The 24600-nt window shown below is 69.7% G+C and carries 25 protein-coding genes and 1 tRNA gene; 11 read left to right on the top strand and 15 right to left on the bottom strand.

Features of this window, described 5'->3' with window-relative positions; translation table 11 throughout:
• Positions 1 to 6 precede the first annotated feature (6 nt).
• The 3 genes from lhgD to JLI01S_RS06330 all read right to left on the bottom strand — a co-directional run bounded on the left by lhgD (position 7) and on the right by JLI01S_RS06330 (position 4701).
• A complete protein-coding gene (gene lhgD / locus JLI01S_RS06340) occupies positions 7 to 1206 on the bottom strand; it encodes an L-2-hydroxyglutarate dehydrogenase (RefSeq protein WP_068261733.1) in 1200 nt (399 codons plus the stop codon).
• A complete protein-coding gene (locus JLI01S_RS06335) occupies positions 1206 to 3059 on the bottom strand; it encodes a WXG100 family type VII secretion target (protein WP_068261730.1) in 1854 nt (617 codons plus the stop codon). Before JLI01S_RS06335 ends, lhgD begins: the two co-directional genes overlap by 1 nt.
• A 91-nt stretch (positions 3060 to 3150) precedes the next feature.
• Positions 3151 to 4701: a helicase HerA-like domain-containing protein gene (locus JLI01S_RS06330; RefSeq protein WP_068261727.1), complete on the bottom strand. Its 1551-nt coding sequence runs from the start codon at positions 4699 to 4701 to the stop codon at positions 3151 to 3153.
• A 51-nt stretch (positions 4702 to 4752) separates the two neighbouring features.
• Between JLI01S_RS06330 and JLI01S_RS06325 the strand changes: the two genes are divergently transcribed.
• Together JLI01S_RS06325 and JLI01S_RS06320 are read left to right on the top strand one after the other, a co-directional pair.
• Positions 4753 to 5052: a type II toxin-antitoxin system VapB family antitoxin gene (locus JLI01S_RS06325; protein ID WP_068261724.1), complete on the top strand. Its 300-nt coding sequence runs from the start codon at positions 4753 to 4755 to the stop codon at positions 5050 to 5052.
• Positions 5053 to 5054: 2 nt separating this feature from the next.
• Complete coding sequence (locus JLI01S_RS06320) at positions 5055 to 5564, top strand: LytR C-terminal domain-containing protein (RefSeq protein ID WP_068261720.1); 510 nt, start codon at positions 5055 to 5057, stop codon at positions 5562 to 5564.
• 7 nt (positions 5565 to 5571) lie between these two features.
• Here JLI01S_RS06320 and JLI01S_RS06315 read toward each other — a convergent pair whose 3' ends face one another.
• The 3 genes from JLI01S_RS06315 to JLI01S_RS06305 all read right to left on the bottom strand — a co-directional run bounded on the left by JLI01S_RS06315 (position 5572) and on the right by JLI01S_RS06305 (position 6641).
• Positions 5572 to 5925: a hypothetical protein gene (locus JLI01S_RS06315; RefSeq protein ID WP_068261717.1), complete on the bottom strand. Its 354-nt coding sequence runs from the start codon at positions 5923 to 5925 to the stop codon at positions 5572 to 5574.
• A 118-nt stretch (positions 5926 to 6043) separates the two neighbouring features.
• A tRNA-Ser gene (locus JLI01S_RS06310) sits at positions 6044 to 6130 on the bottom strand.
• 64 nt (positions 6131 to 6194) lie between these two features.
• A complete protein-coding gene (locus tag JLI01S_RS06305; RefSeq protein WP_068261714.1) occupies positions 6195 to 6641 on the bottom strand; it encodes a nucleoside deaminase in 447 nt (148 codons plus the stop codon).
• An 81-nt stretch (positions 6642 to 6722) separates the two neighbouring features.
• Here JLI01S_RS06305 and upp point away from each other — a divergent pair, with 81 nt between their 5' ends.
• The 3 genes from upp (at position 6723) to JLI01S_RS06295 (ending at position 8386) form a co-directional block, all read left to right on the top strand.
• The gene (upp, locus tag JLI01S_RS06300) at positions 6723 to 7361 is read left to right on the top strand and encodes a uracil phosphoribosyltransferase (RefSeq protein ID WP_068261710.1); all 639 of its coding nucleotides are present in this window, start codon (positions 6723 to 6725) and stop codon (positions 7359 to 7361) included.
• A gap of 93 nt (positions 7362 to 7454) precedes the next feature.
• Positions 7455 to 7628 carry a hypothetical protein gene (locus JLI01S_RS17110; RefSeq protein WP_169797295.1) on the top strand — a complete coding sequence of 58 codons (174 nt, stop codon included), beginning with the start codon at positions 7455 to 7457 and terminating at the stop codon, positions 7626 to 7628.
• Between the two features lie 2 nt (positions 7629 to 7630).
• Entirely contained in the window at positions 7631 to 8386 is a 756-nt protein-coding gene (locus tag JLI01S_RS06295; protein WP_068261707.1) for a PH domain-containing protein, read from the top strand.
• On the opposite strand, the gene JLI01S_RS06290 is transcribed toward JLI01S_RS06295, so the two are convergent.
• The 5 genes from JLI01S_RS06290 to JLI01S_RS16885 all read right to left on the bottom strand — a co-directional run bounded on the left by JLI01S_RS06290 (position 8380) and on the right by JLI01S_RS16885 (position 13071).
• Positions 8380 to 9360 (bottom strand): permease prefix domain 1-containing protein, encoded by a 981-nt coding sequence (locus tag JLI01S_RS06290; RefSeq protein WP_068261703.1) that lies wholly within the window; start codon positions 9358 to 9360, stop codon positions 8380 to 8382. The two genes, JLI01S_RS06295 and JLI01S_RS06290, sit on opposite strands and share 7 nt — an antisense overlap.
• Positions 9360 to 9692: a PadR family transcriptional regulator gene (locus tag JLI01S_RS06285; protein ID WP_068261700.1), complete on the bottom strand. Its 333-nt coding sequence runs from the start codon at positions 9690 to 9692 to the stop codon at positions 9360 to 9362. The genes JLI01S_RS06290 and JLI01S_RS06285 overlap by 1 nt, the downstream gene beginning before the upstream one ends.
• 115 nt (positions 9693 to 9807) lie before the next feature.
• Positions 9808 to 11256 carry a Re/Si-specific NAD(P)(+) transhydrogenase subunit beta gene (gene pntB / locus JLI01S_RS06280; RefSeq protein ID WP_068261697.1) on the bottom strand — a complete coding sequence of 483 codons (1449 nt, stop codon included), beginning with the start codon at positions 11254 to 11256 and terminating at the stop codon, positions 9808 to 9810.
• A 3-nt stretch (positions 11257 to 11259) separates the two neighbouring features.
• A complete protein-coding gene (locus JLI01S_RS06275; protein ID WP_068261694.1) occupies positions 11260 to 12786 on the bottom strand; it encodes a Re/Si-specific NAD(P)(+) transhydrogenase subunit alpha in 1527 nt (508 codons plus the stop codon).
• Between the two features lie 144 nt (positions 12787 to 12930).
• Positions 12931 to 13071, bottom strand: coding sequence for a hypothetical protein (locus JLI01S_RS16885; RefSeq protein WP_157074845.1), 141 nt, complete (start codon positions 13069 to 13071; stop codon positions 12931 to 12933).
• Between the two features lie 43 nt (positions 13072 to 13114).
• On the opposite strand from JLI01S_RS16885, the gene JLI01S_RS06270 reads away from it, so the two are divergent.
• Positions 13115 to 14767, top strand: coding sequence for an acetolactate synthase (locus JLI01S_RS06270; protein WP_218005472.1), 1653 nt, complete (start codon positions 13115 to 13117; stop codon positions 14765 to 14767).
• A 21-nt stretch (positions 14768 to 14788) separates the two neighbouring features.
• Here JLI01S_RS06270 and JLI01S_RS06265 read toward each other — a convergent pair whose 3' ends face one another.
• The 3 genes from JLI01S_RS06265 to JLI01S_RS06255 are packed head-to-tail and all read right to left on the bottom strand — an operon-like array spanning position 14789 to position 17944.
• Positions 14789 to 16222, bottom strand: coding sequence for a pyridoxal phosphate-dependent decarboxylase family protein (locus tag JLI01S_RS06265; RefSeq protein WP_068261688.1), 1434 nt, complete (start codon positions 16220 to 16222; stop codon positions 14789 to 14791).
• Positions 16219 to 17559, bottom strand: a complete 1341-nt coding sequence (locus JLI01S_RS06260) for an MFS transporter (protein ID WP_068261684.1) — start codon at positions 17557 to 17559, stop codon at positions 16219 to 16221. The genes JLI01S_RS06265 and JLI01S_RS06260 overlap by 4 nt, the downstream gene beginning before the upstream one ends.
• A 40-nt stretch (positions 17560 to 17599) precedes the next feature.
• Positions 17600 to 17944 carry a DUF4333 domain-containing protein gene (locus JLI01S_RS06255; protein WP_068261681.1) on the bottom strand — a complete coding sequence of 115 codons (345 nt, stop codon included), beginning with the start codon at positions 17942 to 17944 and terminating at the stop codon, positions 17600 to 17602.
• Positions 17945 to 18002: 58 nt separating this feature from the next.
• Between JLI01S_RS06255 and JLI01S_RS06250 the strand changes: the two genes are divergently transcribed.
• Genes JLI01S_RS06250 through JLI01S_RS06240 form a run of 3 tightly spaced genes read left to right on the top strand, consistent with a single transcriptional unit; the run spans position 18003 to position 19980 of the window.
• Positions 18003 to 19220, top strand: coding sequence for a pyridoxal phosphate-dependent aminotransferase (locus JLI01S_RS06250; RefSeq protein WP_068261678.1), 1218 nt, complete (start codon positions 18003 to 18005; stop codon positions 19218 to 19220).
• Positions 19217 to 19627 (top strand): fluoride efflux transporter FluC, encoded by a 411-nt coding sequence (locus JLI01S_RS06245; RefSeq protein ID WP_068261675.1) that lies wholly within the window; start codon positions 19217 to 19219, stop codon positions 19625 to 19627. The genes JLI01S_RS06250 and JLI01S_RS06245 overlap by 4 nt, the downstream gene beginning before the upstream one ends.
• Positions 19624 to 19980 (top strand): fluoride efflux transporter FluC, encoded by a 357-nt coding sequence (locus JLI01S_RS06240; protein ID WP_068261672.1) that lies wholly within the window; start codon positions 19624 to 19626, stop codon positions 19978 to 19980. Before JLI01S_RS06245 ends, JLI01S_RS06240 begins: the two co-directional genes overlap by 4 nt.
• Positions 19981 to 20040: 60 nt before the next feature.
• On the opposite strand, the gene JLI01S_RS06235 is transcribed toward JLI01S_RS06240, so the two are convergent.
• Positions 20041 to 20637: a superoxide dismutase gene (locus JLI01S_RS06235; protein ID WP_068261669.1), complete on the bottom strand. Its 597-nt coding sequence runs from the start codon at positions 20635 to 20637 to the stop codon at positions 20041 to 20043.
• A gap of 122 nt (positions 20638 to 20759) precedes the next feature.
• Here JLI01S_RS06235 and JLI01S_RS06230 point away from each other — a divergent pair, with 122 nt between their 5' ends.
• Together JLI01S_RS06230 and icmF are read left to right on the top strand one after the other, a co-directional pair.
• Positions 20760 to 21263, top strand: coding sequence for a MarR family winged helix-turn-helix transcriptional regulator (locus tag JLI01S_RS06230; protein ID WP_068261665.1), 504 nt, complete (start codon positions 20760 to 20762; stop codon positions 21261 to 21263).
• 71 nt (positions 21264 to 21334) lie between these two features.
• Entirely contained in the window at positions 21335 to 24589 is a 3255-nt protein-coding gene (gene icmF / locus JLI01S_RS06225) for a fused isobutyryl-CoA mutase/GTPase IcmF (protein ID WP_068261662.1), read from the top strand.
• Positions 24590 to 24600: the final 11 nt, after the last annotated feature.

The raw sequence follows: 24600 nt of genomic DNA, 5'->3' as shown, positions 1-24600 counted from the left end.
TCCGAGTCACGTGAGGGACCGGACGATCTCCTCGGCGATCGCCAGGCTCGACGTCGCTGCGGGCGACGGAGCATTGCGCACGGCGGTGACCGGTCCGATCTGCTCGATGACGAAGTCGTCGACGAGCGTGCCGTCGTGACCGACGGCCTGGGCGCGGACGCCGGCGCCGCCCGGCACGAGGTCGGCGTCGCGCAGCTCCGGCACATAGCGCCGGGCCGCCTGGGCGAAGTGGCGCGCGGAGAGCGAGCCGAGCATCTCCTGCGCACCGGTGCGCCAGTGACGGGCAGCGACCGGACGCATCCCGGGCCAGGTGATGGTCTCGACGAGGTCGTGGAGGTCGAGGTCCCGCAGCCGGTAGCCCTCGCGGGCGGTGGCCAGCACCGCATTGGGGCCGACATCGACGCTGCCGTCGACCCGTCGGGTGAGGTGGACCCCGAGGAAGGGCAGCGTCGGATCGGGGACGGGGTAGACGAGGCCGCGCACGAGATCTGTCCGCTCAGCGGCCAGCAGGTGGTACTCACCACGGAAGGGCACGATCCGCGGATCGGGATCGCCGCCAGCCATCCGGGCCAGACGGTCGACGTGCAGGCCTGCGCAGATGACAAGCCGGTCGGCGGCAATGCGGGTTCGCTCCCCCTCGTGGTCGACGAGCACCTCCACACCGGACCGAAGGGGGCGGATCGCCACCACCTCGTGGCCGAGCAGGACCCTCCCTTCGCCCGTGGTGACATCGTCGGCGAGCGCCCGGGCCACCGCGGGGAAGTCGGTGATCGCGGTCGTCGGCGAGTGCAGCGCGGCCCGGCCCCGCACGTGCGGCTCGAGGTCGCGCAGCCCCTCGGGCCCGACCCTGGTGATGCGGGGGACACCGTTGGCCACGGAGCGCCGGTGCACCTCGGCCAGGCGCTCCTCGTCAGCACGGTCGACGGCCACGACGACCTTGCCCACCTCGTCGTAGGGGATGCCCTTGTCGCGCGTGTAGTCGCGCAGCAGCCCGACCCCGCGTCGGCACAGGCGCGCCTTGAGCGAGCCGGGCGGGTAGTAGACGCCCGCGTGGACGACACCCGAGTTGTGACTGCTCTGGTGGGCGCCGACCCGACCCTCCTTGTCGAGCACGACGACCTCTCTGTCCGGGCGCACCCGCTGCAGCTCGCGCGCGACCGCGAGGCCCACGAGGCCAGCGCCGACGACGAGGGTGCGCCCAGTCATCAGGTCGCGGATTCGCGGCTCGAGACCTCACCCGTCGGCGTGGCCAACTCCCCTGTTGCGGTGTGGTGATCCAAGGACACGCCCTGCGAGACGCCCAGCGGGTCCTGCGCGATCACCCGCATGATCTCGGCATCACTGCCGGCTCCCAGCAGGGCGCGGGTTCCGTTGGACTCGGCTCCGTCTGTCACGGCAAAGATGCCGGTGTCCGGGTCCGCCTCCACCGTGGCGATGACGTCCTCAGCCGTCATCCGGGTGCCCTCGGGGTAGTTGTAGCGCTCCGGGTCGGCGTTGATCATGGTGGCCTGGGTCTCCGCAGCCTGCAGGCGCATCGTCTGCAGGTCGTCGTGGGTGTAGGTGAGCACGACGTTTTGCTCCGCATCGACCTGGGTCGACGAGCCTCGGACGTACTGGTTGAAGTCATTTGCTGCCTGGGGGTCGACGCCCTCGAGCCTCAGGTAGTACGTGCCCTTCTCCGGCACCGGGTTCCCGGCCTCATCGAAGTAGGCAGTGCCCCCTGTCTGCACACCCTTGCTCTCGCCCGTCCAGTCCAGCGTCGTCGTCCCATCGTCGTGGGTGCGCTGAACCCCTCCGGCACTCCACTCGGCGAGCGTGCCGCCTGCGCTCCAGTCACCGGCTGTCCCCGAGACGTCGACGGACGCGTGCGCGTTCATCACGGTGAGGTCGGCGACGTCGACGACCCCGGCGGTGCCGACCGCGGGAACCTCGCCACCGCCGAAGAGAAGCGACTCGTAGGTGGCCTGCCCCTCGGGAGTCGAGCGGTCGATCACCACTTCCCGCGCCGAGCCGGACGAGATCCCGTTGTTGGCCCCCACCTTGGCGTTGAGCTCGTCGGTCCCGACGCCGAGCTGGGTGGTCGCCCTGCGGAACTCATCATCGCCGACGAGGACAGTGACCTCGTCGCCGGCGCCCTTGCTGACCTCGATGTACTGCCCGGTGCCGACCTCTTGGCCAATCCCGACGATGAGCCCGCGGTAGTTGCCCTCCAAGCCGTAGCCGGCGTAGAAGCTCTCGTCGAAACGGACGGACACGCCCTCAGGCCATGTCTCCGGCCTGAGAGGGTCGATCGAGAGCGGGTCGACGCCCGCGGGAGCCGTCACCGAGTAGCCGACCTCGGCCCCGGTGTAGCCCGTCCCTGTGACGCCGACGCCATCGATCTTCTTGCCGAGCTCGATCGCACCCTCGCGCGACAACGTGACCTCCGTCGTCTGCACGCTGCGCCCCTCGGCGTCGACGGACTCGCCGCTCACCGAGACCGTCGCGGTGTCGGTCACCTTCAGCGGGCCGGCTTCGACGGAGGTGGACTTCGAGACGCTCCCCGGTTGGTCGATCTGCCCGGGGTCGCGGCCGGACGCTCCCCCATCGATGTCGCTCACGCCGCCGCCACCGCCGTCAGTCGAGTGCTGGTACGCGGTGGCCGAGTTGGCGAGAGGGCTCCCGTCCTGCCAGCTGGGCCCCGACTCGCCCGAGGTCGGCGCGCTCAACTTGCCCGTCAGGCCGGCGAAGCGTCGCACCCCGTCCCTGATGTCACCGCGCGTGACGGAGCCGCCTGCCCCGCCCCCTTCCCCGGACCCCGCGGCCTGCTGGTCGGCCTGCGCGTGCAGTCCGTCCGCCCAGGCCACCAGCGTCGCGCCCGTGTTGGCGACGGACGGCCTCAGCATCTCCACCTGGGAGAGCAAGTGCTCGGCGTCGGGTCCGCCCCAGGCCTCCTGCAGCATCGAGGACAGCGGCCCCAGCTGGTCGCCGACCTCCTGCACTCGCGCGCCCTGACCACGCATCGTGCCGGCGATCTCTCGCAGCCGCTCGGCGTCCGCCCCGTGGGTCACGCTCGTCATCGTCGGTCCTCCCCAGATCTGTGCATCGAGCAGCGATCCTCTCAGGTGGAGGTCAGCCGCTCAATGGGGAGGGCTCCCCCGAGGGGCCCTGTCAGCGGCGGCGGCGCGAGGTGCCGAAGAGCGAGCGGGTGATCTCCCGTCCGATGACCGTCCCGGCAGATCGCAGCGCGGACCTGAAGGCGGACGAGCCGACGACCTTCTCGACCATGCCCGGCTCCTCCTTGGGTGGCTTCGACGGCGAAGGGGGCGCCTCCCCCTTCATCTCGACGGGAGCCTGCTCCGGCGTCGGTGCCGCCTCGAGCTTCGCCGCGAGCTTTTCGTACGCGGACTCGCGGTCGAGCGCCTCGGAGTACTTCGGGGCCAACGGCGAGCCGGCGACCGCCTGCTCCAGCAGCTCCTGGGCCGAGGGCGACATGAGCGACTGGGGAGCCCGCATCATCGTGTGCGCCACGGGGGTCGGCGTGCCCTTCTCGGAGAGCACGGTGACCACGGCCTCGCCGGTGCCCAGCTGGGTGAGCAGCTCCTCGAGGTCGTACTCGGTGTGCGGGTAGGTCGTCACGGCGGCCTTGATCGCCTTGGAGTCCTCGGGGGTGAAGGCGCGCAGCTGGTGCTGCACCCGGTTGCCGAGCTGCGCCAGGACATCACTCGGCACGTCCTTGGGGCTCTGCGTCACGAAGAAGACGCCGACACCCTTGGACCGGATGAGCCGCACGGTCTGCTCGATGGAGTCCTGGAAGGCCTTGCTCGCCTCGTCGAAGAGCAGGTGCGCCTCGTCGAAGAAGAAGACGAGCTTGGGCTTGTCGACGTCGCCGACCTCGGGCAGGTCGTGGAAGAGGTCCGCGAGCATCCACATGAGGAAGGTCGAGAAGAGCTGCGGTCGCTGCTGGACGGCCGGCAGCTCGAGGCAGGTGACGATGCCCCGACCGTCATCGGTGGTGCGCAGCAGGTCCGCCGTGTCGAACTCGGGCTCGCCGAAGAAGACATCGGCACCTTGGTCCTCGAAGGCGATGAGCTGGCGCAGGATGACTCCCGCGGTGGCGCTCGACAGCCCACCCAGACCCTTGAGCTCCGCCTTGCCCTCGTCGGAGACGAGGTGCTGGATGACGGCCCGCAGGTCCTTGAGGTCGAGCAGGGCCAGCCCCTGCTTGTCCGCGAAGTGGAAGATCAGTCCCAGGCTCGACTCCTGGGTGGCGTTGAGCCCGAGGACCTTGCTCAGCAGGGTCGGCCCGAAGCTCGTGATCGTCGTGCGGACCGGGACACCTGTGCCCTGCCCGCCGAGGGTGAGGAACTCCGTGGGGAAGCCGGTGGGCTGCCAGTCCTGACCGATGGAGGTCGTGCGCGAGGTGAGCTTGTCGCTCCCTTCGCCCGGGGACGCGATGCCCGAGAGGTCGCCCTTGATGTCCGCGAGGAAGACGGGCACTCCTGCGGCGGAGAGCTGCTCGGCCATCAGCTGCAGGCTCTTGGTCTTGCCGGTGCCGGTCGCTCCCGCGACCAGACCGTGCTTGGTCAGGCTCGCCAGCGGCACCCGCACCGGGGTGTCGGCGTGCGGCTGCCCCTCCAGGACGGTGGCGCCGAGGTCGATGGCGGGCCCTTCGAAGGAATAGCCCGCACGGATGAGGTCAAGGTGTGAAGAGTCGGTCACGGACCCGAGACTAGTGCGACCCGCGGGGCCCACCCCTCATATCGTGGCTGCGTGATCTTCCAGTCAGTCGGCGACAACCGGCCCTACCCTGCCCACGGGCGCACCTCTCCCCGCGACTGGGCCGATGTTCCGCCGCGGGCGGTCCGACTGGAGCAACTGACGACCACCAAGAGCTCGCTGAACCTGCACGACCTGCTCGCGGAGGACTCGACCTTCTACGGCGACCTCTTTCCCCATGTCGTCCTGTGGCGGGGCCGGCACTACCTCGAGGACGGCCTGCACCGCGCGCTGCGAGCGGCCCTGCAGCAGCGTGGCACCCTGCATGCCCGGGTGCTCGAGGTGGCTGACTGACCATGGCTCCCGACGAGTACGGCGAGAGCGACCCGGGAACCTCACGACGTCGCCGGTCGATCATCACCTTCAGCCTCGTGCTGCTCCTCCTCTTCTTCGCCGTCTGGTACGCCCTGTCCTACATCCGCGCCGACGAGGCCAAGGGTGAGGAGACCACCTCGAGCACCACGACGCAGAGCACGACCTCGACCTGCGATGTCTCGCCCAAGCAGGTCGAGGTCAATGTCTACAACGCGACCGATCGTGAGGGGCTCGCCGGGCGGGTGGCAGCCGACCTGAAGGAGCGCGGCTTCGACGTCAAGACGATCGCCAACGACCCCAAGAAGGCCGAGCTCGACGGAGTCGGCCAGCTGCGCTACGGCAGCAACGGCCGCAAGGGAGCCGACCTCGTCCGGGTGCACACCGGCGAGGCCCAGATGATCCAGGACGCCCGCCAGCGCACCAGCGTCGACGTGGTCCTCGGCCCGAAGTTCACGAAGCTCGTCCCCGAGGCCGACCTCCCGGGCTGCTGAGACCCGGTCAGGGGCGCGTGGTCGTCAGCTCGACTTTGTCGTCACCCACGACATCGCAGGTGATCGTCGTGTCGACGATCATGAAGCTGCTGCCCTGGGTGCAGGTGCTCTCCACCCCGCCCGCCTGGATGAGCGCTTCGCCGCCCTGCGTCGCGGAGACCAGCCGGATGCGATCGGCCGACTTCAGTCCGTGGTCCTTGTCGTAGGGCCGCGGGAAGTCATGGACCTGGTCACCCTGGATCGTGATCGAGCAGGTGTTGTCCGTGTCGCACTTCGAGCTCCACATGTCGCACGCGCTCAGGGGGACGGCAACCGCAGCGATGGCGGTGATGGACACGAGGGCTCGGACGGGACGACGCATGGGATCAGGAAATCAGATCGATGGTCGCGGGGCGAGCGGAGCCCGTCGTGCAGGACCCCGCGCACGACAGAGGCCTTGGTGCTCTGATGACTCAGTGCACCAAGGCCTCTGCCTTCGGCGGTGGCGGTGGGATTTGAACCCACGGTCGGGGTTAACCGACAAACGCTTTCGAGGCGTTCTCCTTAGGCCGCTCGGACACGCCACCGCGGAGCACAATACAAGGTCGAGGGCGTCGGCCCCGAATCGGGCGAAGGGAGACCCTCCCGACGTCATCCATCGGCACCTGGTCGATGGTCCGCGAAGAAGTCCACGAGCAGCTGCGCGGCCTCCCCTTCGCGCACCCCACCGATGACCTCGGCCCGGTGGATCGAGCGCCGATCACGCACCACGTCCCACACCGATCCGCAGGCACCCATCTTGGGGTCCCAGGCACCGAGCACCACGCGAGGCACCCGGCTGGCGACGACCGCGCCGGCGCACATCGGGCAGGGCTCGAGGGTCACGACGAGGGTGCACCCCGTGAGGCGCCACTCCCCCTTCGTCGCCGCTGCGGCCCTCATGGCGACGACCTCGGCGTGCCCGGTCGGATCGCCGTCCCGTTCACGCGTGTTGCGGCCCTCGCCGATGAGCACACCGTCCGCGTCCACGACGACCGCGCCGACCGGGATGTCACCGTCCGCGGCCGCCTCGGCGGCGAGCTCCAGAGCGCGTGCCATCCACGACTCCTCGAGCGGACGCTGCGGACGGGCGGGGTCAGGACTCACGGGACCAGTGTCGCGCACGGTAGTTTCGGGGGCATGCGCGTCATCGTCGCGGACCACCCGCTCATCGCCCACAAGCTCACCTACCTGCGGCACAAGGGCACCGACAGCCCAACCTTCCGCCGGCTCGCGGACGAGCTGGTCACCCTCCTCGCCTACGAGGCCACCCGAGAGGTGCGCACCGAGCCCTTCGACATCGAGACGCCCGTCGGCCCGACCACCGGCATCAAGCTCTCCACCCCCAAGCCGCTCGTCGTCCCGATCCTGCGCGCGGGCCTCGGCATGCTCGAGGGCATGGTCCGACTGCTGCCGACTGCGGAGGTGGGTTTCCTCGGGATGCTGCGCAACGAGGAGACCCTCGAGGCGATCACCTACGCCAACCGGCTGCCCGACGACCTGTCCGGCCGCCAGTGCTATGTCATCGACCCGATGCTCGCGACGGGCGGCACCCTCGCGATGTCGATCCGCTACCTCGTGGAGCGCGGCGCCGACGACATCACCGCCGTCACCCTGCTCGCCGCACCGGAGGGCATCGAGGCCCTGGAGCGCGAGCTCGGCAACCTCGACGTCCCCATCACGCTGGTCACGGCGGCCGTCGACGAGCGACTCGACGACAACGGCTACATCGTCCCCGGGCTCGGGGACGCCGGCGACCGCCTCTACGGCGTGGTCTGACGCGTCCCACGCGTCACATCTGCCACACTGGGACCCGATTCACGCCCACAGGTGGGTGACCACTGCCCGCCAGATGACGGAGAAGAACGAGCCATGAACACGCCACCGATCAAGAAGATCGTCCTCTGGCTGCTCACGATCTTCCTCCTCTACGCGATCCTCACCTCCCCCGACGAGGCTGCCAACATCGTCGGCTCTGCCTGGGACGTCATCGCCAACGGCGTGGGCAACATCGGCACGTTCTTCGACTCGCTCATCTCGAGGTAACGATGCCCGAGGAGGTCGCCCACCCCGGGCTGCGCAAGTACCTCCTCCCCGGTGAGACCCCGGTGGCGGAGATCCGACACCACCGCATCGTCCTGATCAAACCGGCACTCGTGCTGGTCGCCGCGACCGCCCTGTGCCTGTGGCTGGACATCACGGTCAGCGACGCCAACAGCGGGATCCTCGGCTATCTCTGGCTCGTCTGGGTCGGCGTGCTCGGCTGGGCCGCGTGGCAGTGGATCGAGTGGCGCCACACGCGCGTCGTCGCGACCGACAAGCGGATCGTGCTCTTCGAGGGGTGGATCAACCACAAGGTCTCGATGATGCCGCTCAAGAAGGTCACCGACATGGGCTACGAGCGCTCCCTGCTCGGGCGGATCCTCGGCTACGGCACCTTCATCCTCGAGAGCGCCGGACAGGACCAGGCCCTGTCCAAGATCGAGTTCGTCCCCGACCCGGACGACAACTACCGCGCCATCTGCTCGGTCGTCTTCGGCATGAGCCTCGACGAGGACGACGAAGGTGGGTGGTCCGACGAGCCGGACGACGACGAGCCCGCATGGGAGACCTCACACGACTACGCGACCCGCCTGGGCGTCGTCGACGGCGTCTTCAACGGCGGCGGCCCGGGCGACGACCCGGAGACCTATGGGCCCGCGCCACGGCGGGACAGCCTGATCTACCGCAGCCGCGACCGGGCTGCGCTCAAGCGTGACGCCGACACCGGCGAGCTGCCGCCGTACGACCTCGACGACTACTGAGCGGTGGACCGCGCGGCGTCGCGCATGCGGCGCAACGCCGTCACGGCCTCCCAGCCGCAGACGAGGACGACGCCGACGGCCACCGCGGGGAGTGAGAGCGTCCAGTCCGCAGCCACACCGAAGGCCTCGCCGAACTCGCGAGGCAGGTCGGTGAGCAGCTGCTCGCTCAGCAGGAGCCAGACGAGCGCGGCGCCGGACGCGACGGCACTGCCGAAGCTGACCGCGGCAAGGGCGACGCTCCACCCTCCGCGGGCCCACGCTGCCACTGTGACGACGATGTCGACCGCGAGGAGCGCGACGATGAGCACCTGCCACCCGGCGGCGAGGTCGGGGTCGAGCACCTGGACGGCACCCTCCCCCACGCCACCCCACTGCCAGACGCTCAGCGCGATGAGGACCAGGGTCCAGACGACCTCGAAGGCCATCTCGGCCAGGCTGGCGCGCTTGGCCCGATCTGCGGGGTCGGCGAGCTCGTCGGGGTTCCAGTCGACAACGAGCTGATCGCGCCCCAGCGGGCCCGTGTTGCGCTCGACCAGCGCGAAGATCAGGGCCGTCCAGAAGACGAGGTGCACGGCCGTCTGGACGGCCAGCACCGCAGCGCCACCGATCACGGCGCCGAAGGCGGCGTCGCTACCGAAGGACCGCGCGATCACGTGGCCGACCACGGCGATCGGCACGATCACGACGAGCAACAGCTTGACCAGCCGCACCCACGCCGGGAAGTAGGCCGGTCCGATGAGGTGGTTGGGGCGCCCCCCGTACTCGCGGGCGAGGACGTCCGGGTCGCCGAGCCCGAGGATCGTCTCTCGCTCGGCCGACTCGGGGTCCTCGCCGCCGGCCACCCGGTCCTCGACCGTCTCCTCGATCGTGCCTCGCAGCTCTCGGGCGACGTCCGGCCCGCTCTCGGGCGGGAGCTGGCGCGTCACCGTCCAGACGTATCGGTCCGTGAGGCTGGTCCTGGTGCTGGTCGTCATCACTTGTCCCCGTTCAGTGCCTCGACCGCTGCGTTCAGCGATCGCCATTGCGTCATCAGGTGGGCGCGCAGATCGGCGCCGGCCGGGCTGGTGCGGTAGAACTTCCGCGGCCGGGCCTCGTCGGTGTTCCACTCGCTCGTCAGCAGGCCCTGCTTCTCCAGGCGCCGCAACAGCGGGTAGAGCGTGTTGCCGTCGACGGCAAAGCCCGCCGCGTCCAGCGTCTCGAGGAGTGCGTAGCCGTAGTGCGGCTGCTCGAGCGTGGCCAGGCAGGCGAGCACCACGGTGCCGCGCCTCAGCTCCTGGAGGTGGCCCGCGAGCAGTTCTTCATCCATGCGTCACACCATAGTGTGCCTCACACACCATTGTCCATGGCACTTCTCGACCACACGACGAAGGGCGGCGCCCACCCGATTGGGTGAGCGCCGCCCTTCGCCTGGCGGATCAGCGTCAGATCGCCCGGAGGATGTCCTCCACACGGTCCTTGGCGTCGCCGAAGAGCATCTGCGTGTTGTCCCGGAAGAACAGCGGGTTCTGCACGCCGGCGTACCCGGTGGCCATGGAGCGCTTGAAGACGATGACGTCCTTGGCATTCCACACCTCGAGCACCGGCATGCCGGCGATCGGGCTGGCCGGGTCCTCGGCAGCGGCCGGGTTGACCGTGTCGTTGGCGCCGATGACGAGCACGACATCGGTCTCCGGCAGGTCGTCGTTGATCTCGTCCATCTCGAGGACGATGTCGTACGGGACCTTGGCCTCGGCCAGGAGCACGTTCATGTGGCCGGGGAGGCGACCGGCGACCGGGTGGATGCCGAACCGGACATCCACTCCCTTCGCCCGCAACTTGGCGGTCAGGTCGGCGACGGGGTACTGCGCCTGCGCGACGGCCATGCCGTAGCCCGGGGTGATGACGACCGAGGAGGCATCCGCGAGGAGCTCCGCGACCGACTCGGCGTTGGTCTCCCGGTGCTCGCCGTAGTCCTCGTCTCCACTGGAGGCCGGTGCAGCCGCACCAAAGCCACCCGCGATGACGGAGATGAAGGAGCGGTTCATCGCCTTGCACATGATGTAGCTCAGGAAGGCACCGGAGGAGCCGACGAGCGCACCCACGACGATGAGCAGGTCGTTGGAGAGCATGAAGCCCGCAGCGGCCGCGGCCCACCCCGAGTAGCTGTTGAGCATCGAGATGACGACCGGCATGTCACCGCCGCCGATGGAGGCGACGAGGTGCCAGCCGAAGAGCAGCGCGATGACCGTCATGATCCCCAGCGGGATGAGTGACGGGGAGACGACGAACCAGACGCACAGGGCGACGGAGACGAGCACGGCCAGCAGGTTGAGCCAGTGGCGCATCGGCAGCACCAGGGGCGCGGACTTCATCTTCGCGCTGAGCTTGAGGTAGGCCACGATCGAGCCGGTGAAGGTCAGGGCACCGATGAAGACGCCGACGAAGACCTCCCCGTTGTGGATCCCGACCATGTCGCTGGCCTCGAGCGCCCGGTGGGCAGCGGCCGCCTCGGCGGAGTCGCCGTGAGCACCCAGGAAGGAGTTGAAGCCGACGAGGACGGCGGCCAGACCGACGAAGGAGTGCATCATCGCGATGAGCTCGGGCATGCCGGTCATCTCGACGCGGCGGGCGATCCGCACACCGAGTGCGCCACCGAGGGCCATGGTGATCACGAGGACACCCAGGCCCCACTTGCCGGCGTTGGTGGCCTCCTCACCGGAGTAGACACCGTCGATGACGAGGGCGCCGGTGGCCAGCAGGGCGATCGCCATGCCGGCCATGCCGAACCAGTTGCCGTGCTTGGCGGTCTCGTGCTTGCTCAGACCGGCGAGGGACAGGATGAAGAGGAGCGCCGCGACGATGTAGGCGGCGGTGACGACAGTGGAGAGCACGACTCAGCCCTTCCGGAACATGTTGAGCATCCGGTTCGTGACCGTGAAGCCACCGAAGACGTTGATGCTGGCGAAGAAGATGGCAGCTGCGGCGATGACCTGGATCGCGAGGTTGGAGGAGGTCACCTGCAGCAGGGCGCCGACGACGATGATCCCGGAGATCGCATTGGTCACCGACATCAGCGGCGTGTGCAGCGCGTGGGCCACATTGCCGATGACGTAGAACCCGATGACCACGGCCAGCGCGAAGACGATGAAGTGCGACAGGAAGGCCGCGGGCATGAAGGCGGCGGCGATCAGGAAGAGCAGCGCCGTGCCACCGATGAGCCAGAACTTGCGGTTGGGGTCGACCGGCTTGGCCGGCTCTGCCTCCACCGGGGCAGCGGCCGGGGCCGCGGGGGCGGCCGAGACCTGCACGGGCGGCGGCGGCCAGAGCGTCTCGCTGTCCTGCGTGACGGTCATGCCGCGCACGACCGTGTCCTCCATGTCGAGGACGGCCTGACCGTCCTTGTCCGGAGTGACGAGCTTGAGCAGGTTGACGATGTTGGTGCCGAAGAGCTGGCTGGCCTGCGTGGGCAGGCGACCGGCCAGGTCGGTGTAGCCGATGATCCGGACACCGTTGTCGGTGACGATCCGCTCGTCGGCGACGGACCCGGCGACATTGCCACCGGAGCCTGCCGCCATGTCGACGATGACCGACCCTGGCTTCATCGAGGCGACCATCTCCTCGGTGATCAGGCGCGGCGCCTGACGTCCCGGGATGAGGGCCGTGGTGATGATGATGTCGACGTCCTTGGCCTGCTCCGCGTAGAGCTCGGCGGCCTTGCGGTTGAAGTCCTCGCCGGTCTCCTTGGCGTAACCGTCCGTCGACACCTCCTGCTCGATGTCGATCTCGAGGAAGTCGGCACCCATCGACTCGACCTGCTCAGCCACCTCGGGCCGCACGTCGAAGGCGCGCACGATGGCACCGAGGGATCCGGCGGCACCGATGGCCGCGAGGCCGGCGACTCCGGCACCGCAGACGAGGACCTTGGCCGGCGGGACCTTGCCGGCCGCCGTGACCTGTCCGGTGAAGAGGCCACCGAACTCGTGGGCCGACTCGACCACCGCGCGGTAACCCGCGATGTTGGCCATCGAGGACAGCACGTCGAGGGACTGGGCGCGGGAGATGCGCGGCACGGCGTCCATCGCAAGCGCGGTCACGCCCTGGGCGCGCAGCGCCTCCACCTTGTCCGGGTTGAGCGCCGGAGCGAGCAACGAGGCGAGGATCGCGCCGGAGCTCAGCCGCGCGACCTCCTCGTCGGACGGCGCATTGATCTTGGCGACCACGTCGCTGGCCCACACCTGGTCGGCGGGCTCGAGGGTCGCACCGGCGTCGACATAGGCCTGGTCCGGGTAGGCCGAGGCCTCACCGGCGCCGGCCTCGACGACGACGTCGTATCCGAGCTTGATCAGCTGCTCGACTGTTTTGGGGGTCGCCGCGACGCGGGTTTCTCCGCGCTTCGACTCCTTGGGCACGCCAAGTCGCATCGTCACTCCTGGTCAGGGGTGGGGGTGTGGTTGCACGGCAACCTACGACAGCGCACGCCGAGCGTGCAGGCTTTGTGATGGGGACGATGGTCACACGCCACAACGTGAGACGCCCCGCCGTCGACGGGGCGCGCAGGCTAGGGGCTACTGCTCGCCCGCGCCCTCGGACGGTGCGCCCTCGGGTGATGCGTCCTCGTCGGCGTCCGCGAGGTCGGCCGCGGCGAGGGCCGCCTCGCGCTCGGCCTCCTCGTCGTCCCAGACGGTGTGCGAAGGATCTGTGGTCACGCTCCCCAGCCTACGGGCACTACCGGCGAGTAACATGGTTTTCGTGGAGCACTTCGACGAGGTCAGTGGCGGCGCGCGCGCCGTCTCCGCGGCTGCGGCCCACGGGGTGGTCACGATGTTCACCCTCTCGGGAGCGCACGTCTTCCCCCTGTACGACGGGGCGGTGACCGCTGACCCACCGATGCGGCTGCTGGATGTCCGGCACGAGCAGACCGCGGTCTTCGCTGCGGAGGCGACCGGCAAGCTGACCCGCACCCCCGGCCTCGCGGTCCTCACCGCCGGCCCCGGTGTCACCAACGGGCTGAGTCCCATCACGCAGGCGCACTTCAGCGGGTCACCACTCGTGGTGCTCGGCGGACGGGCAGCGTCCTTCTCCTGGGGCAAGGGGGCCCTCCAGGAGTTCGACCACCCGAGCGTCCTGACACCGGTCACCAAGCGAGCAGCGACCGTGCAGTCCGTCGAGCAGATCGCCGACGAGGTCGACGACGCCTTCCGCCTGGCCGCAGCACCGCACCGCGGTCCGGTCTTCCTCGACGTCCCGATGGACGAGCTCTTCGGCGACGCCCCGGATGCACCCGTCACTGCGAGCACGTCCGCAGCGACCCCGCCCGACGCAGCGGACATCGACGCCATCGCCCGCCTGCTGGCGCAGGCCGAGCGTCCCCTCGTCGCCCTCGGGACGGACGTCTGGAGCGACCGGGCAGACGTGGCATCCCTGCGATGCGTCACCGACCTGGGCCTGCCGACCATCACCAACGGCATGGGCCGCGGCATCCTGCCCGCGGGGCACGAGCTGCAGGTCGGCAAGGCGCGCAGGACGGCAGTCGGCGAGTGCGACCTGGCAATCGTCGTCGGCACGCCGCTCGACTTCCGCCTCGGGTACGGGTCCTTCGGTGGCTCCGGCCACGGGCCCGACGCCAAGGTCGTGCACGTCGCGGACTCCCCCGGCCAGCTGAGCACGCACGCCGACCCCGCGGCCACGGCCGCGGGCGACCTGACCTCGTTCTTCGACCAGCTGCAGGCGCTGATCGAGTCGCTCGGGCACCCCGACTGGTCGGCGTGGTCCGCGCGACTGGCCGAGGAGGCCCGCGCCCGGTCCGCGAGCGACCTCGAGCTGCTCACCAGCTCCGTCTCCCCCGTGCACCCGGCCAGGATCTACGGTGAGCTCGTGCCCCGGCTGGCCGAGGACGCGGTCATCATCGGCGACGGCGGCGACTTCGTGTCGTGGGCGGGTCGGTTCATCGAGCCCACCGCGCCGGGCTCGTGGCTGGACCCCGGCCCCTTCGGCTGTCTCGGCGCCGGCCTCGGTGCCGCGATCGCGGCCCGCATCGCCCGCCCTGCGTCCCAGGTGGTCCTGCTCCTCGGTGACGGTGCCTCGGGCATGTCCCTCATGGACGTCGACACCCTCGTGCGCCACCACCTTCCGGTCGTCATGGTCATGGGCAACAACGGCGCGTGGGGGTTGGAGAAGCAGCCGATGCAGATGCTCTACGGCTACGACGTGGCCGCGGACCTCACACCGGGCACGCGCTACGACCAGGTCGTGACGGCACTCGGCGGCGGGGGCGAGCTGGTCACCGACCCCGCGCAGATCGGGCCGGCACTCGATCGGGCCTTCGCCTCCGGGGTGCCCTACCTCGTCAACATCCTCACCGATCCGCAGATCCCGTACCCGCGCTCGACGACCGGTATGTGACCGGGCGAAGGGAGGACCCGCTCAGCGGGTGAGCCGGTCCAGGACCCCCGCGAGCAGGGCCTCCCGCAGCGCAGGCGGAGCGGCATCGAGCAGCGCGTTGACCTCGGCCATCCGCTCGGGCACCTGCAGGGAGCCGTCACCTCCACCGAGCCCGGCGATCGCGAGGAGCCCGTCGAGTGCCGCCTCGTCGAGCGTCTCGGGGTCGATCTGCTGGGCCGCGGCCGCGAGGCCGGGGTCGACCCGGACGACTCCTGCCTCGCGAGCGCGCGCCACCGACTCGGTGAGCGCCGCGACGAGTTCGGGCACCTTGGCCGCCGTGGCCGCGCAGAGGGTCAGGTGCAGGGTCGCTGGGTGCCCGGCGAAGGCCATCTGGGGCTGGACCAGCCACCCGCGAGTGCGCATCTCGTCGGCGATCGTGAAGACATCGCAACCCTCCCCGGCCTGCAGCGCCAAGAGCGTCGAGTCCGGAGCCGCCACCACGGTCAACCCCTCCATGTCATCCACGGCGGCCGCCAGGCGCAGGGTCGCCTCCCGAGCGACCGCGACGAGCTCGCGGTACCCGTCGAGCCCGATGGCGTGCACGACTGCCCAGGCCGCGGCGAGCGGGCCGCCGGACTTGGTCGACTGCAGGGTCGTGTTGAGCATCGTGTAGCCGGGCCAGGCGGCCGAGGCGAAGATGTGCCCCCGGCGCAGCGACGGGTCGCGGTGCAGCAGGAGCGAGACGCCCTTGGGCGTGTAGGCGTACTTGTGCAGGTCCACGGAGATGCTCGTGACGCCCTCGACGGCAAAGGTCCATGGCGTCACCTCGGCCATGAAGGGCAGCACCCAACCCCCGATGCACGCGTCGACGTGGCAGCGGATGCCTCGCTGCGCCGCGATCGCCGCGATCTGCTCCACCGGGTCGATCACCCCGTGGGCGTACGAGGGTGCCGAGGCGACGACGAGCACGGTGTCGTCGGTGATGGCCGCGGCCATCGCCTCGGGGTCTGCGCGGAAGCCCACCGGATCGACCGGCACCGTGATCACGTCGACGCCGAGGAGGTGCCCGGCCTTGTGCACCGCGGCATGGACGGTGCTCGGTGCGACCACGGCCGGTCGCTGCACGTGGGGCGCCCCGTCGCGCGCCGCCAGGACCGCCAGGATGAGCGACTCGGTGCCGCCGGAGGTGGCCACACCCACGGTCGAGTCCGGTCCGTGGAGCAGGCCCGCGGCGAGCGCCACGAGATCGGACTCGAGGGCCGCGAGCGAGGGGAAGGCGGTGGGATCGAGCCCGTTGGTCGAGGCGAAGGCGGCCAGCGCCTCCCTGCCGATCTCGTCGGCGCGCGCCAGACCCGAGTCGTAGACATAGCTGAGCGTGCGGCCACCATGTGTGGGGAGGTCCTGCGCGCGAAGGGAGTCCAGCGTCTCGCGCACCTGCGTCGCCGTGGATGCAGTGCTCCAGTCCAGGGATGTCATCGAGCGTCCTCTCTCGCGGCCAGGACGGCCGCTTCGTCGATCCGGTAGTGGCGCAGGAGCAGCAGGGAGGCCAGCACGAGGACGGCCGGGAGCACGGTGAAGCCGAGAGTCATCGCTGTCAGGGCCGAGTCCGGCTGCGCCACAGCGCCGTCCGTCGACGAGACATAGCCGCCGAGCATGAGCACCAGCCCGTAGACGCCCGGCCCGAGGGCCAGACCGAAGGTCTCGGCCGCGGTCCACACGCCGGTGTACACACCCACTCGACTCTCCCCCGTCCGGTCGGCGTCGACCGCCGCCGCATCGGGCAGCATCGCCATGGGGAACATCTGGGCTCCGGCGTAGCCGACGCCCACGAGGGCCAGCGAGAGCGCCACCGGCACGAGACCCAGGTCGTGCGTGACCCACACCAGCAGGGCACCAGCGGCCAGGGACAGCGAGGCTGCCATGAGCGCCAACCGCTTGCCGGTCCGTCGACCGACCCTCTCCCACAGCGGTGTCACCACGAGCGCCGGCCCCACGAAGGCGACGAAGAGGATGGTGGCCGCTCCCGGATCGCCGAGGACCCACCGGGCCATGTAGTCGACGCCCGCGAGCATGATGCCCGTCGCGAGCGCCTGCACCGCGAAGGTCAGCAGCAAGGCACGGAAGTCCCGCGCACCCGCCACCACCTTCAGCTGGTGCGCCAAGGAGCCACCGGCGGCGACCTGCTCGACGGGAGTCACCCCCTTCGTCCCGTACCAGGCACCGATGGCGCCGGCGGCGATGAGCAGACCGACGAAGACCCCCACGGCGCGGTACCCCCACTCCGGACCGAGCCCGTCGCGCAGGGCCGGGGAGAGACCACCGGCGACCAGGATGGTGAGCGCGAGGATCGCCACCCGCCAGGTCATCAGCCGGGTGCGCTCCCCGTAGTCGCGCGTCAGCTCGGCCGGCATGGAGACGTAGGGGACCTGGAAGAACGCGTAGGCGCTCGCGCAGGCGAGGAAGAGCACCGCGACCCAGGCCGCCCCGAGGGGCGGCGGCGCGGTGGGACCTGCGAAGAGGAGAGCGAAGAGCACCGCGAGCGTCAGGCCGGCCCGGATGAGGAAGGGACGTCGGCGCCCGTCAGGGTGCGTGCTGCGATCGGAGATCCGGCCGGCCAGCGGGTTGAGCAGGACATCCCAGGCCTTGGGCAGCAGCACGATCAGTCCCGCGAGGCCAGCCGCGATACCCAGGCGATCCGTGAGGTAGGGCAGCAGGAGCAGCCCGGGCACGGTGCCGAAGGCCCCGGTCGCGACGGACCCGAGGCCGTAGCCCCGCCGCACTCTCGCCGGCAGCCCTGCCGGATCGTCAGCCATGGGCCGAGGTTACCCGCGAGTCAGGGCCGAAGGGAGGGACTCACGAGCTCGGGCTGGGCGTGACCGCGTCGTCGTTCTTGAACTTCAGGCTTGCCCGGTCGTCGACGATCTCCGTGACCGTCACGGTCATCCCGATCGAGCTGCCGTCGGGGATGGACCACGTGCACGTCGTCGTGGCGTCGACCTGCGCGGCGAGCGGGTCCGGGCAGTCGAGGCTGGACCCCTCGGGCATCTTTGGGCCGATGAGGTCCTGGGCCTGACTCGTCACATCGGCGGGGGCCACGGTCTGGGTGCTGCCCGCCCCCGGCTCGTCCGCGCCGGACGCGCACCCGGCGAGGAACGCGGCGCAGACCATGGCGAGTGATGCTGCGGGGACGACACGCACGGCAGCCCTTTCGAGACGGTGGCACGGGCGTCCACACCGTACTGCGAGACTGGTTCCCATGCGTCAGATCCGACAGAGCCGCAAGTTGAGGGATGTCCGCTACGACGTGCGGGGCCCGATCCTCGTCGAGGCCCAGCGCCTCGAGGCCGAGGGCCACAAGATCCTCAAGCTCAACATCGGCAACACCGCCCCCTTCGGATTCGAGGCGCCCGAGGCGATCGTCGCCGACATGACGCGGCACCTCCCGGACGCGCAGGGCTATGTCGACAGCAAGGGCATCTACTCCGCCCGCACCGCCGTCGCGCAGTACTACCAGTCCCGCGGCCTGAAGGACACGACCGTCGAGGACGTCTACATCGGCAACGGCGTCTCCGAGCTCATCTCGATGGTCCTGCAGGCCTTCGTCGACAACGGCAACGAGATCCTCGTCCCGGCACCGGACTACCCGCTGTGGACCGGCGCGGTCTCCCTCGCGGGCGGCACCCCGGTGCACTACCGCTGCGACGAGGCCAACGGTTGGAACCCAGACCTGGCCGACATCGAGTCCAAGATCACCGACAACACGCACGCGCTCGTGATCATCAACCCCAACAACCCGACCGGGGCGGTCTACTCGTCCGAGATCGTGCGCGGGCTGATCGACATCGCCCGCCGCCACGATCTCGTCGTCATGGCCGATGAGATCTACGAAAAGATCGTCTTCGACGACGCGGTGCACCACCACGCGGCGGAGTACGCGGGCGATGACGTCCTGTGCCTCACCTTCTCCGGCCTGTCCAAGGCCTACCGGGTCTGCGGGTACCGCGCCGGCTGGGTGATGATCTCGGGCCCCAAGCACCAGGCGGCGGACTTCCTCGAGGGCCTGACCCTGCTGGCCAACATGCGCATGTGCTCCAACGTCCCTGCCCAGCACGCGATCCAGACCGCGCTCGGCGGGTACCAGTCGATCAACGAGCTCGTCGTCCCGGGCGGTCGCTACTACGACCAGACCAAGCTCGCCTCGCGCCTGCTCAACGAGATCCCCGGCGTGAGCTGTGTCGAGCCCCGCGGCGCCCTGTACTGCTTCCCCCGGCTGGACCCCGAGGTCTACCCGATCGAGGACGACGAGGCCTTCGTCATCGAGCTGCTGCGGGCGAAGAAGATCCTCGTGACCCACGGCTCGGGCTTCAACTGGCCCGAGCCCGACCACTTCCGCCTGGTGGCCCTGCCGGACGAGGACATGCTGACCGAGGCGATCGGCCGGATCGCGGAGTTCCTCGAGACCAAGCGAGCATGAGCGAAGGGGGCGCCCTCGCCGCCGTCGCAGCAGGCGGAGCGGTCGGGTCGCTGGGCCGCTGGGGCCTGGCATCCCTCGCCTCCGGTGCCGTCTGGGGCACGCTGCTCGTCAACCTCTCCGGGGCCTTCGCGATGGGGCTGCTCGTGACGTGGCTGGCCCGACGCGTCCCCCACCCGCTCGCCCGCCCCTTCCTCGCGGTCGGGCTGCTCGGCGGGTGGACGACCTACTCCGGCGTCGCCCTGGATGCCCACGGCCTGGTCGGTGACGGTCTGCTCGGACTCCTGGGCTACCTCGTCACGACCCTCGGTGTCGGGGTGGGCGCCGCCCTGCTCGGCCTGGTGATCGGCGACCGGCTGTGGCACAGCAACGCGGTGGCTGACGAGATCGTCGCGGAGGGTGAGCTGTGACCGCGCTGCTCGTGGCCCTCGGCGCGGCACTCGGGGCACTCTCTCGTCACCTCGTCGCGACCGCCCTCAGTCGGCGCGGCGCCACCGCCGCAGGAGGGGTCCTGGCGGTCAACGCGACCGGGTCACTGCTCCTTGGCCTCGTGGCCGGGCATGCCTCCGGCGCCGCTCCGAGCTGGCTGCTGCCGCTCGTCGGGGTCGGCTTCTGCGGCGCGTACACGACCTTTGCCACGCACGCGGTCGAGGTCGCCTCGGCGGCCCGGACGGGGCGCACCCGCCACGCGCTCGCGGACCTCGCCCTCAATCTCGTGCTCGGCATCGCTCTGCTCTCCCTCGGCTGGACGATCACGGCCTAGCCGCCACATGACGAAGGGAGGGACCCACCCGTGGGTGAGTCCCTCCCTTGACTGCCGTGATCAGGCCTTCTTGGCGGCCTCGAGGCGAGCGGAGACGTCGTTCCAGTTGACGATGTCCCAGAGCTTCTCGATGTAGTCCGGCTTCACATTCTTGTACTGCAGGTAGTACGCGTGCTCCCAGGCGTCGAAGGCCAGGAGCGGCGTCATGCCCGTCGCCACGTTGCCGTGGTGGTCGTAGACCTGGGTGACGAGCAGACGCTGGCCGAGGGGCTCCCAGGCGAGAACGCCCCAGCCGGAGCCCTGCGTGGTCTGCGTCGCGGCGGTGAGCTGCGCGCGGAACTTGTCGAAGGTGCCGAAGTGCTCGTCGATCGCGGTGCCGAGGGCGCCGTCCGGCTTGTCGCCACCGTCCGGGGAGAGGTTCTCCCAGAAGATCGAGTGCAGGACGTGACCCGAGACGTTGAAGGCCAAGGTCTTCTCGAGGCCGACGAGGCCACCGAGCTGGTCCTTGTCGCGGGCCTCGGCCAGCTTCTCCAGCGTGTCGTTGGCGCCCTTGACGTAGGCGGCGTGGTGCTTGTCGTGGTGCAGCTCGAGGATCTCGCCACTCATGGCGGGCTCGAGGGCTCCGTAGTCGTAGGAGAGGTCGGGAAGGGTGTACATGAAACCTCCGTGATTGCGAGTGTTGTGCACCTCCTACCCTTCCACGACGCGACGAAGCGGTCCATGAAAGGTCACCCTCACATGAGACCGACCCAATTCCTAGGGCGTCCTACAATCTCTCCATGACCGATCGCGACCCCATTGCCGCAGCCCATGCCCAGTGGATCTCGCACGGCTGGTCGGACGCTGCCGACGGCATGGCGCTGGTCACCTCGGTCGTGCGCGCCCAGCAGCTCGTCCACGAGCGGGTCGAGGCGACCCTGCGTCCGCACGGCCTCACCTTTGCCCGCTTCGAGATCCTGCGTCTGCTCGCCTTCAGCCGGCAGCAGTCGATGCCGATGAGCCGCCTCGGATCACTGCTGCAGGTCCACGCGACCAGCGTGACGAGCGCAGTCACCCGGCTCGAGACCCAAGGGCTCGTCGAGCGCCTGCGCCGCGAGTCCGATCGTCGGGTCGTCCTCGCCTCCCTCACCGCGGCCGGCGAGGAGCTCGTCGAGCGCGCCACCCGTGACCTCAATGAGCAGGTCTTCTCCTCCCCCGGCCTGGACCCCACCCAGGTCCGCGACGCCACCCGACTCCTGTCGGCCCTGCGGGCAACCCATGGAGATGTCGTCGGGGTGACGTGACTGGCGCGCAAATACTTGGATGTCCTAGCATTGATGCAAGACCCCACCGCACTTCGACGACGAGGTAGGCCATGACCCAGGCTCCGCAGCTGCACTCCCCGACCCACCCGGTCCGATTCGTCACGGCCTCCGCGCTGTTCGACGGCCACGACGCCTCGATCAACATCATGCGGCGGATCATGCAGAGCCAGGGCGCCGAGGTCATCCACCTGGGCCACAACCGCTCCGTCCAGGAGGTCGTCGACGCGGCGATCGAGGAGGACGTCCAGGGCGTTGCCGTCTCCTCCTACCAGGGCGGGCACGTCGAGTACTTCGAGTACCTCACCCAGCTGCTGCGCGAGCAGGGTGCGGGCCACGTCAAGGTCTTCGGTGGTGGCGGGGGCGTCATCGTGCCCGAGGAGATCACTCGGCTGCGCGAGGCCGGCGTGACGATCTTCTCCCCCGAGGACGGTCAGCGCCTCGGTCTGCCCGGCATGATCAACACGCTTATCGCCGACTGCGACACCGATGTCTGGGAGACCGCGCCGGTCTCCCTCGACGCGGTCCTCTCCGGTGATCGCGCCGCGATCGCCCGCGCCATCTCGGGTGCCGAGCTCGGCCACCTCGACGAGGCCTTCCTCGAGGGCATCGCCCAGGCGGCCCAGGCCTCCCACGCCCCTGTCCTGGGCCTCACCGGCACCGGCGGCTCCGGCAAGTCCTCGCTGACCGACGAGCTCGTGCGGCGTTTCCGCGTCGACCAGCAGGACAAGCTGCGCATCGCCGTCATCGCCGTCGACCCCACCCGGCGCAAGGGTGGCGGTGCGCTCCTCGGTGACCGCATCCGGATGAACTCGCTCGGCGAGAGCGCCGCGGGCTCGTCCCCCGTGTTCTTCCGATCCCTCGCCACCCGCGGTGACCGTGAGGTCCCCGAGGCGATGCAGACGGTCATCGACATCACCAAGGCTGCGGGTTACGACCTCGTCATCATCGAGACGCCCGGCATCGGCCAGGGCGACGCCGCCATCGTCCCCTTCGTCGACGTGCCGATGTACGTCATGACGCCGGAGTTCGGCGCGGCCAGCCAGCTGGAGAAGATCGACATGCTCGACTTCGCCGAGGTCGTCGCGATCAACAAGTTCGAGCGTCGCGGTGCCGCAGACGCGCTGCGCGATGTCGCCCGCCAGATCGTGCGCAACCGCGAGGCCTTCGGCCAGCGCCCCGAGGAGATGCCGGTCTTCGGCACCTCGGCCGCGACCTTCAACGACGACGGGGTCACGGCGCTCTACCAGCACCTGCGGGACCTCCTCGCGGACAAGGGCCTCACCGTCGACGAGGGGCAGCTCGCGCCCGTCGACACCAAGTACTCGACCCGCTTCGGTCAGGTCGTCCCCGCCACCCGGGTGCGCTATCTCGCGGAGATCACCGACACCGTGCGCGGCTACCACTCCCGCACCGAGCAGCTCGCCGACGGCGCTCGCCGGGTGCAGCGCCTGGCGGCCGTCGACGACGAGCTGACCGCAGCCGGCAAGGACGGGCACGGCGTCGACGAGCTGCTCGACGCCGCACGCAAGGACCTGCCGGCCGAGGTGACCGAGCAGATCGAGCGCTGGCCCGCCATCGTCGAGTCCTACTCGGGCGACGAGCAGGTCGTCACGATCCGCGGCAAGGAGCTGCACACCAAGCTGACCAAGGAGTCGTTGTCGGGCAACAAGATCCCGCGCGTCGCCCTGCCCAAGCACACCGACCACGGTGACCTCGTCACCTACTGGCGCTCGGAGAACCTGCCCGGTTCCTTCCCGTACACCGCCGGCGTCTTCCCCTTCAAGCGCGACAACGAGGACCCGGCGCGCATGTTCGCCGGGGAGGGCGACCCCTTCCGCACCAACCGTCGCTTCAAGCTGCTGTCCAAGGGGCAGCCGGCCACCCGCCTGTCCACGGCCTTCGACTCGGTGACCCTCTACGGCCGTGACCCGGGCGAGCGTCCCGACATCTACGGCAAGGTCGGCACCTCGGGCGTCTCGGTCGCGACCCTCGACGACATGAAGGCGCTGTACTCCGGATTCGACCTGCTCTCACCGACGACGAGTGTCTCGATGACGATCAACGGCCCGGCGCCGACGGTCCTGGCCTTCTTCCTCAACACCGCGATCGACCAGCAGGTCGACGCCTTCCGCGAGCGCGAGGGCCGCGAGCCCTCCGGCGCGGAGGCCGACGAGCTGCGCGAGCACGCTTTGCAGAATGTGCGCGGCACGGTCCAGGCCGACATCCTCAAGGAGGACCAGGGACAAAACACCTGCCTCTTCTCCACCGAGTTCTCCCTGCGGATGATGGCTGACATCCAGGAGTGGTTCATCGAGCAGGGGGTGCGCAACTTCTACTCGGTGAGCATCTCCGGCTACCACATCGCCGAGGCCGGGGCCAACCCCATCAGCCAGCTCGCCTTCACCCTGGCCAATGGCTTCACCTACGTCGAGGCCTACCTCGCGCGGGGTATGGACATCAACGACTTCGCGCCCAACCTGTCCTTCTTCTTCTCCTCCGGAATGGACCCGGAGTACTCGGTCCTCGGCCGCGTCGCTCGCCGCATCTGGGCCGTCGCGATGAAGGAGAAATACGGCGCCAACGACCGCAGCCAGAAGCTGAAGTACCACATCCAGACCTCCGGCCGGTCGCTGCACGCGCAGGAGATGGACTTCAACGACATCCGCACCACGCTGCAGGCGCTCAACGCCCTCTACGACAACGCCAACAGCCTGCACACCAATGCCTATGACGAGGCCGTCACCACGCCCTCGACGGAGTCCGTGCGCCGGGCCCTGGCGATCCAGCTGATCATCAACCGCGAGTGGGGGCTGTCGATGAACGAGAACCCCCTCCAGGGCAGCTACATCATCGATGAGCTCACCGACCTCGTCGAGGAAGCCGTCCTCACCGAGTTCGACCGGATCAACGACCGTGGTGGGGTCCTCGGGGCCATGGAGACCGGGTACCAGCGCGGTCGGATCCAGGACGAGTCGCTGCTCTACGAGCACGGCAAGCACGACGGATCCGTGCCGATCATCGGTGTCAACACCTTCCTGCGCGAGGACGGCGAGAAGGGCGAGCCGGACGAGATCGAGCTGGCCCGCGCCACCGAGGACGAAAAGGTCTCGCAGCTGCAGCGGGTGCGCTCCTATCAGGAGACCCACCGCGAGGAGGCCGAGCAGGCGATCGCGCGCCTCAAGGAGGCCGCGACCACCGACGCCAATGTCTTCGCGGTCCTCATGGATGCGGCACGGGTGTGCAGCCTCCAGCAGGTCACGGATGCCTTCTTCGAGGTGGGCGGCCAGTACCGGCGCAATGTCTGAGCGGGCTAGCG

It is taken from the genome of Janibacter limosus NBRC 16128, assembly GCF_001570985.1.
Taxonomy (GTDB): domain Bacteria; phylum Actinomycetota; class Actinomycetes; order Actinomycetales; family Dermatophilaceae; genus Janibacter; species Janibacter limosus.
The sequence above is the reverse complement of the archived record's forward strand: the minus strand, read 5'-3'. Positions and strand labels throughout refer to the sequence as shown.

Coding starts and splice junctions, on each gene's coding strand:
- lhgD (WP_068261733.1), bottom strand. CDS start 1,206: ATGACTGGGCGCACCCTCGTCGTCGGCGCTGGCCTCGTGGGCCTCGCG.
- JLI01S_RS06335 (WP_068261730.1), bottom strand. CDS start 3,059: ATGACGAGCGTGACCCACGGGGCGGACGCCGAGCGGCTGCGAGAGATC.
- JLI01S_RS06320 (WP_068261720.1), top strand. CDS start 5,055: ATGGCTCCCGACGAGTACGGCGAGAGCGACCCGGGAACCTCACGACGT.
- JLI01S_RS06315 (WP_068261717.1), bottom strand. CDS start 5,925: ATGCGTCGTCCCGTCCGAGCCCTCGTGTCCATCACCGCCATCGCTGCG.
- JLI01S_RS06305 (WP_068261714.1), bottom strand. CDS start 6,641: ATGGCACGCGCTCTGGAGCTCGCCGCCGAGGCGGCCGCGGACGGTGAC.
- upp (WP_068261710.1), top strand. CDS start 6,723: ATGCGCGTCATCGTCGCGGACCACCCGCTCATCGCCCACAAGCTCACC.
- JLI01S_RS17110 (WP_169797295.1), top strand. CDS start 7,455: ATGAACACGCCACCGATCAAGAAGATCGTCCTCTGGCTGCTCACGATC.
- JLI01S_RS06295 (WP_068261707.1), top strand. CDS start 7,631: ATGCCCGAGGAGGTCGCCCACCCCGGGCTGCGCAAGTACCTCCTCCCC.
- JLI01S_RS06290 (WP_068261703.1), bottom strand. CDS start 9,360: ATGACGACCAGCACCAGGACCAGCCTCACGGACCGATACGTCTGGACG.
- JLI01S_RS06285 (WP_068261700.1), bottom strand. CDS start 9,692: ATGGATGAAGAACTGCTCGCGGGCCACCTCCAGGAGCTGAGGCGCGGC.
- JLI01S_RS06275 (WP_068261694.1), bottom strand. CDS start 12,786: ATGCGACTTGGCGTGCCCAAGGAGTCGAAGCGCGGAGAAACCCGCGTC.
- JLI01S_RS06265 (WP_068261688.1), bottom strand. CDS start 16,222: ATGACATCCCTGGACTGGAGCACTGCATCCACGGCGACGCAGGTGCGC.
- JLI01S_RS06260 (WP_068261684.1), bottom strand. CDS start 17,559: ATGGCTGACGATCCGGCAGGGCTGCCGGCGAGAGTGCGGCGGGGCTAC.
- JLI01S_RS06250 (WP_068261678.1), top strand. CDS start 18,003: ATGCGTCAGATCCGACAGAGCCGCAAGTTGAGGGATGTCCGCTACGAC.
- JLI01S_RS06245 (WP_068261675.1), top strand. CDS start 19,217: ATGAGCGAAGGGGGCGCCCTCGCCGCCGTCGCAGCAGGCGGAGCGGTC.
- JLI01S_RS06235 (WP_068261669.1), bottom strand. CDS start 20,637: ATGTACACCCTTCCCGACCTCTCCTACGACTACGGAGCCCTCGAGCCC.
- JLI01S_RS06230 (WP_068261665.1), top strand. CDS start 20,760: ATGACCGATCGCGACCCCATTGCCGCAGCCCATGCCCAGTGGATCTCG.
- icmF (WP_068261662.1), top strand. CDS start 21,335: ATGACCCAGGCTCCGCAGCTGCACTCCCCGACCCACCCGGTCCGATTC.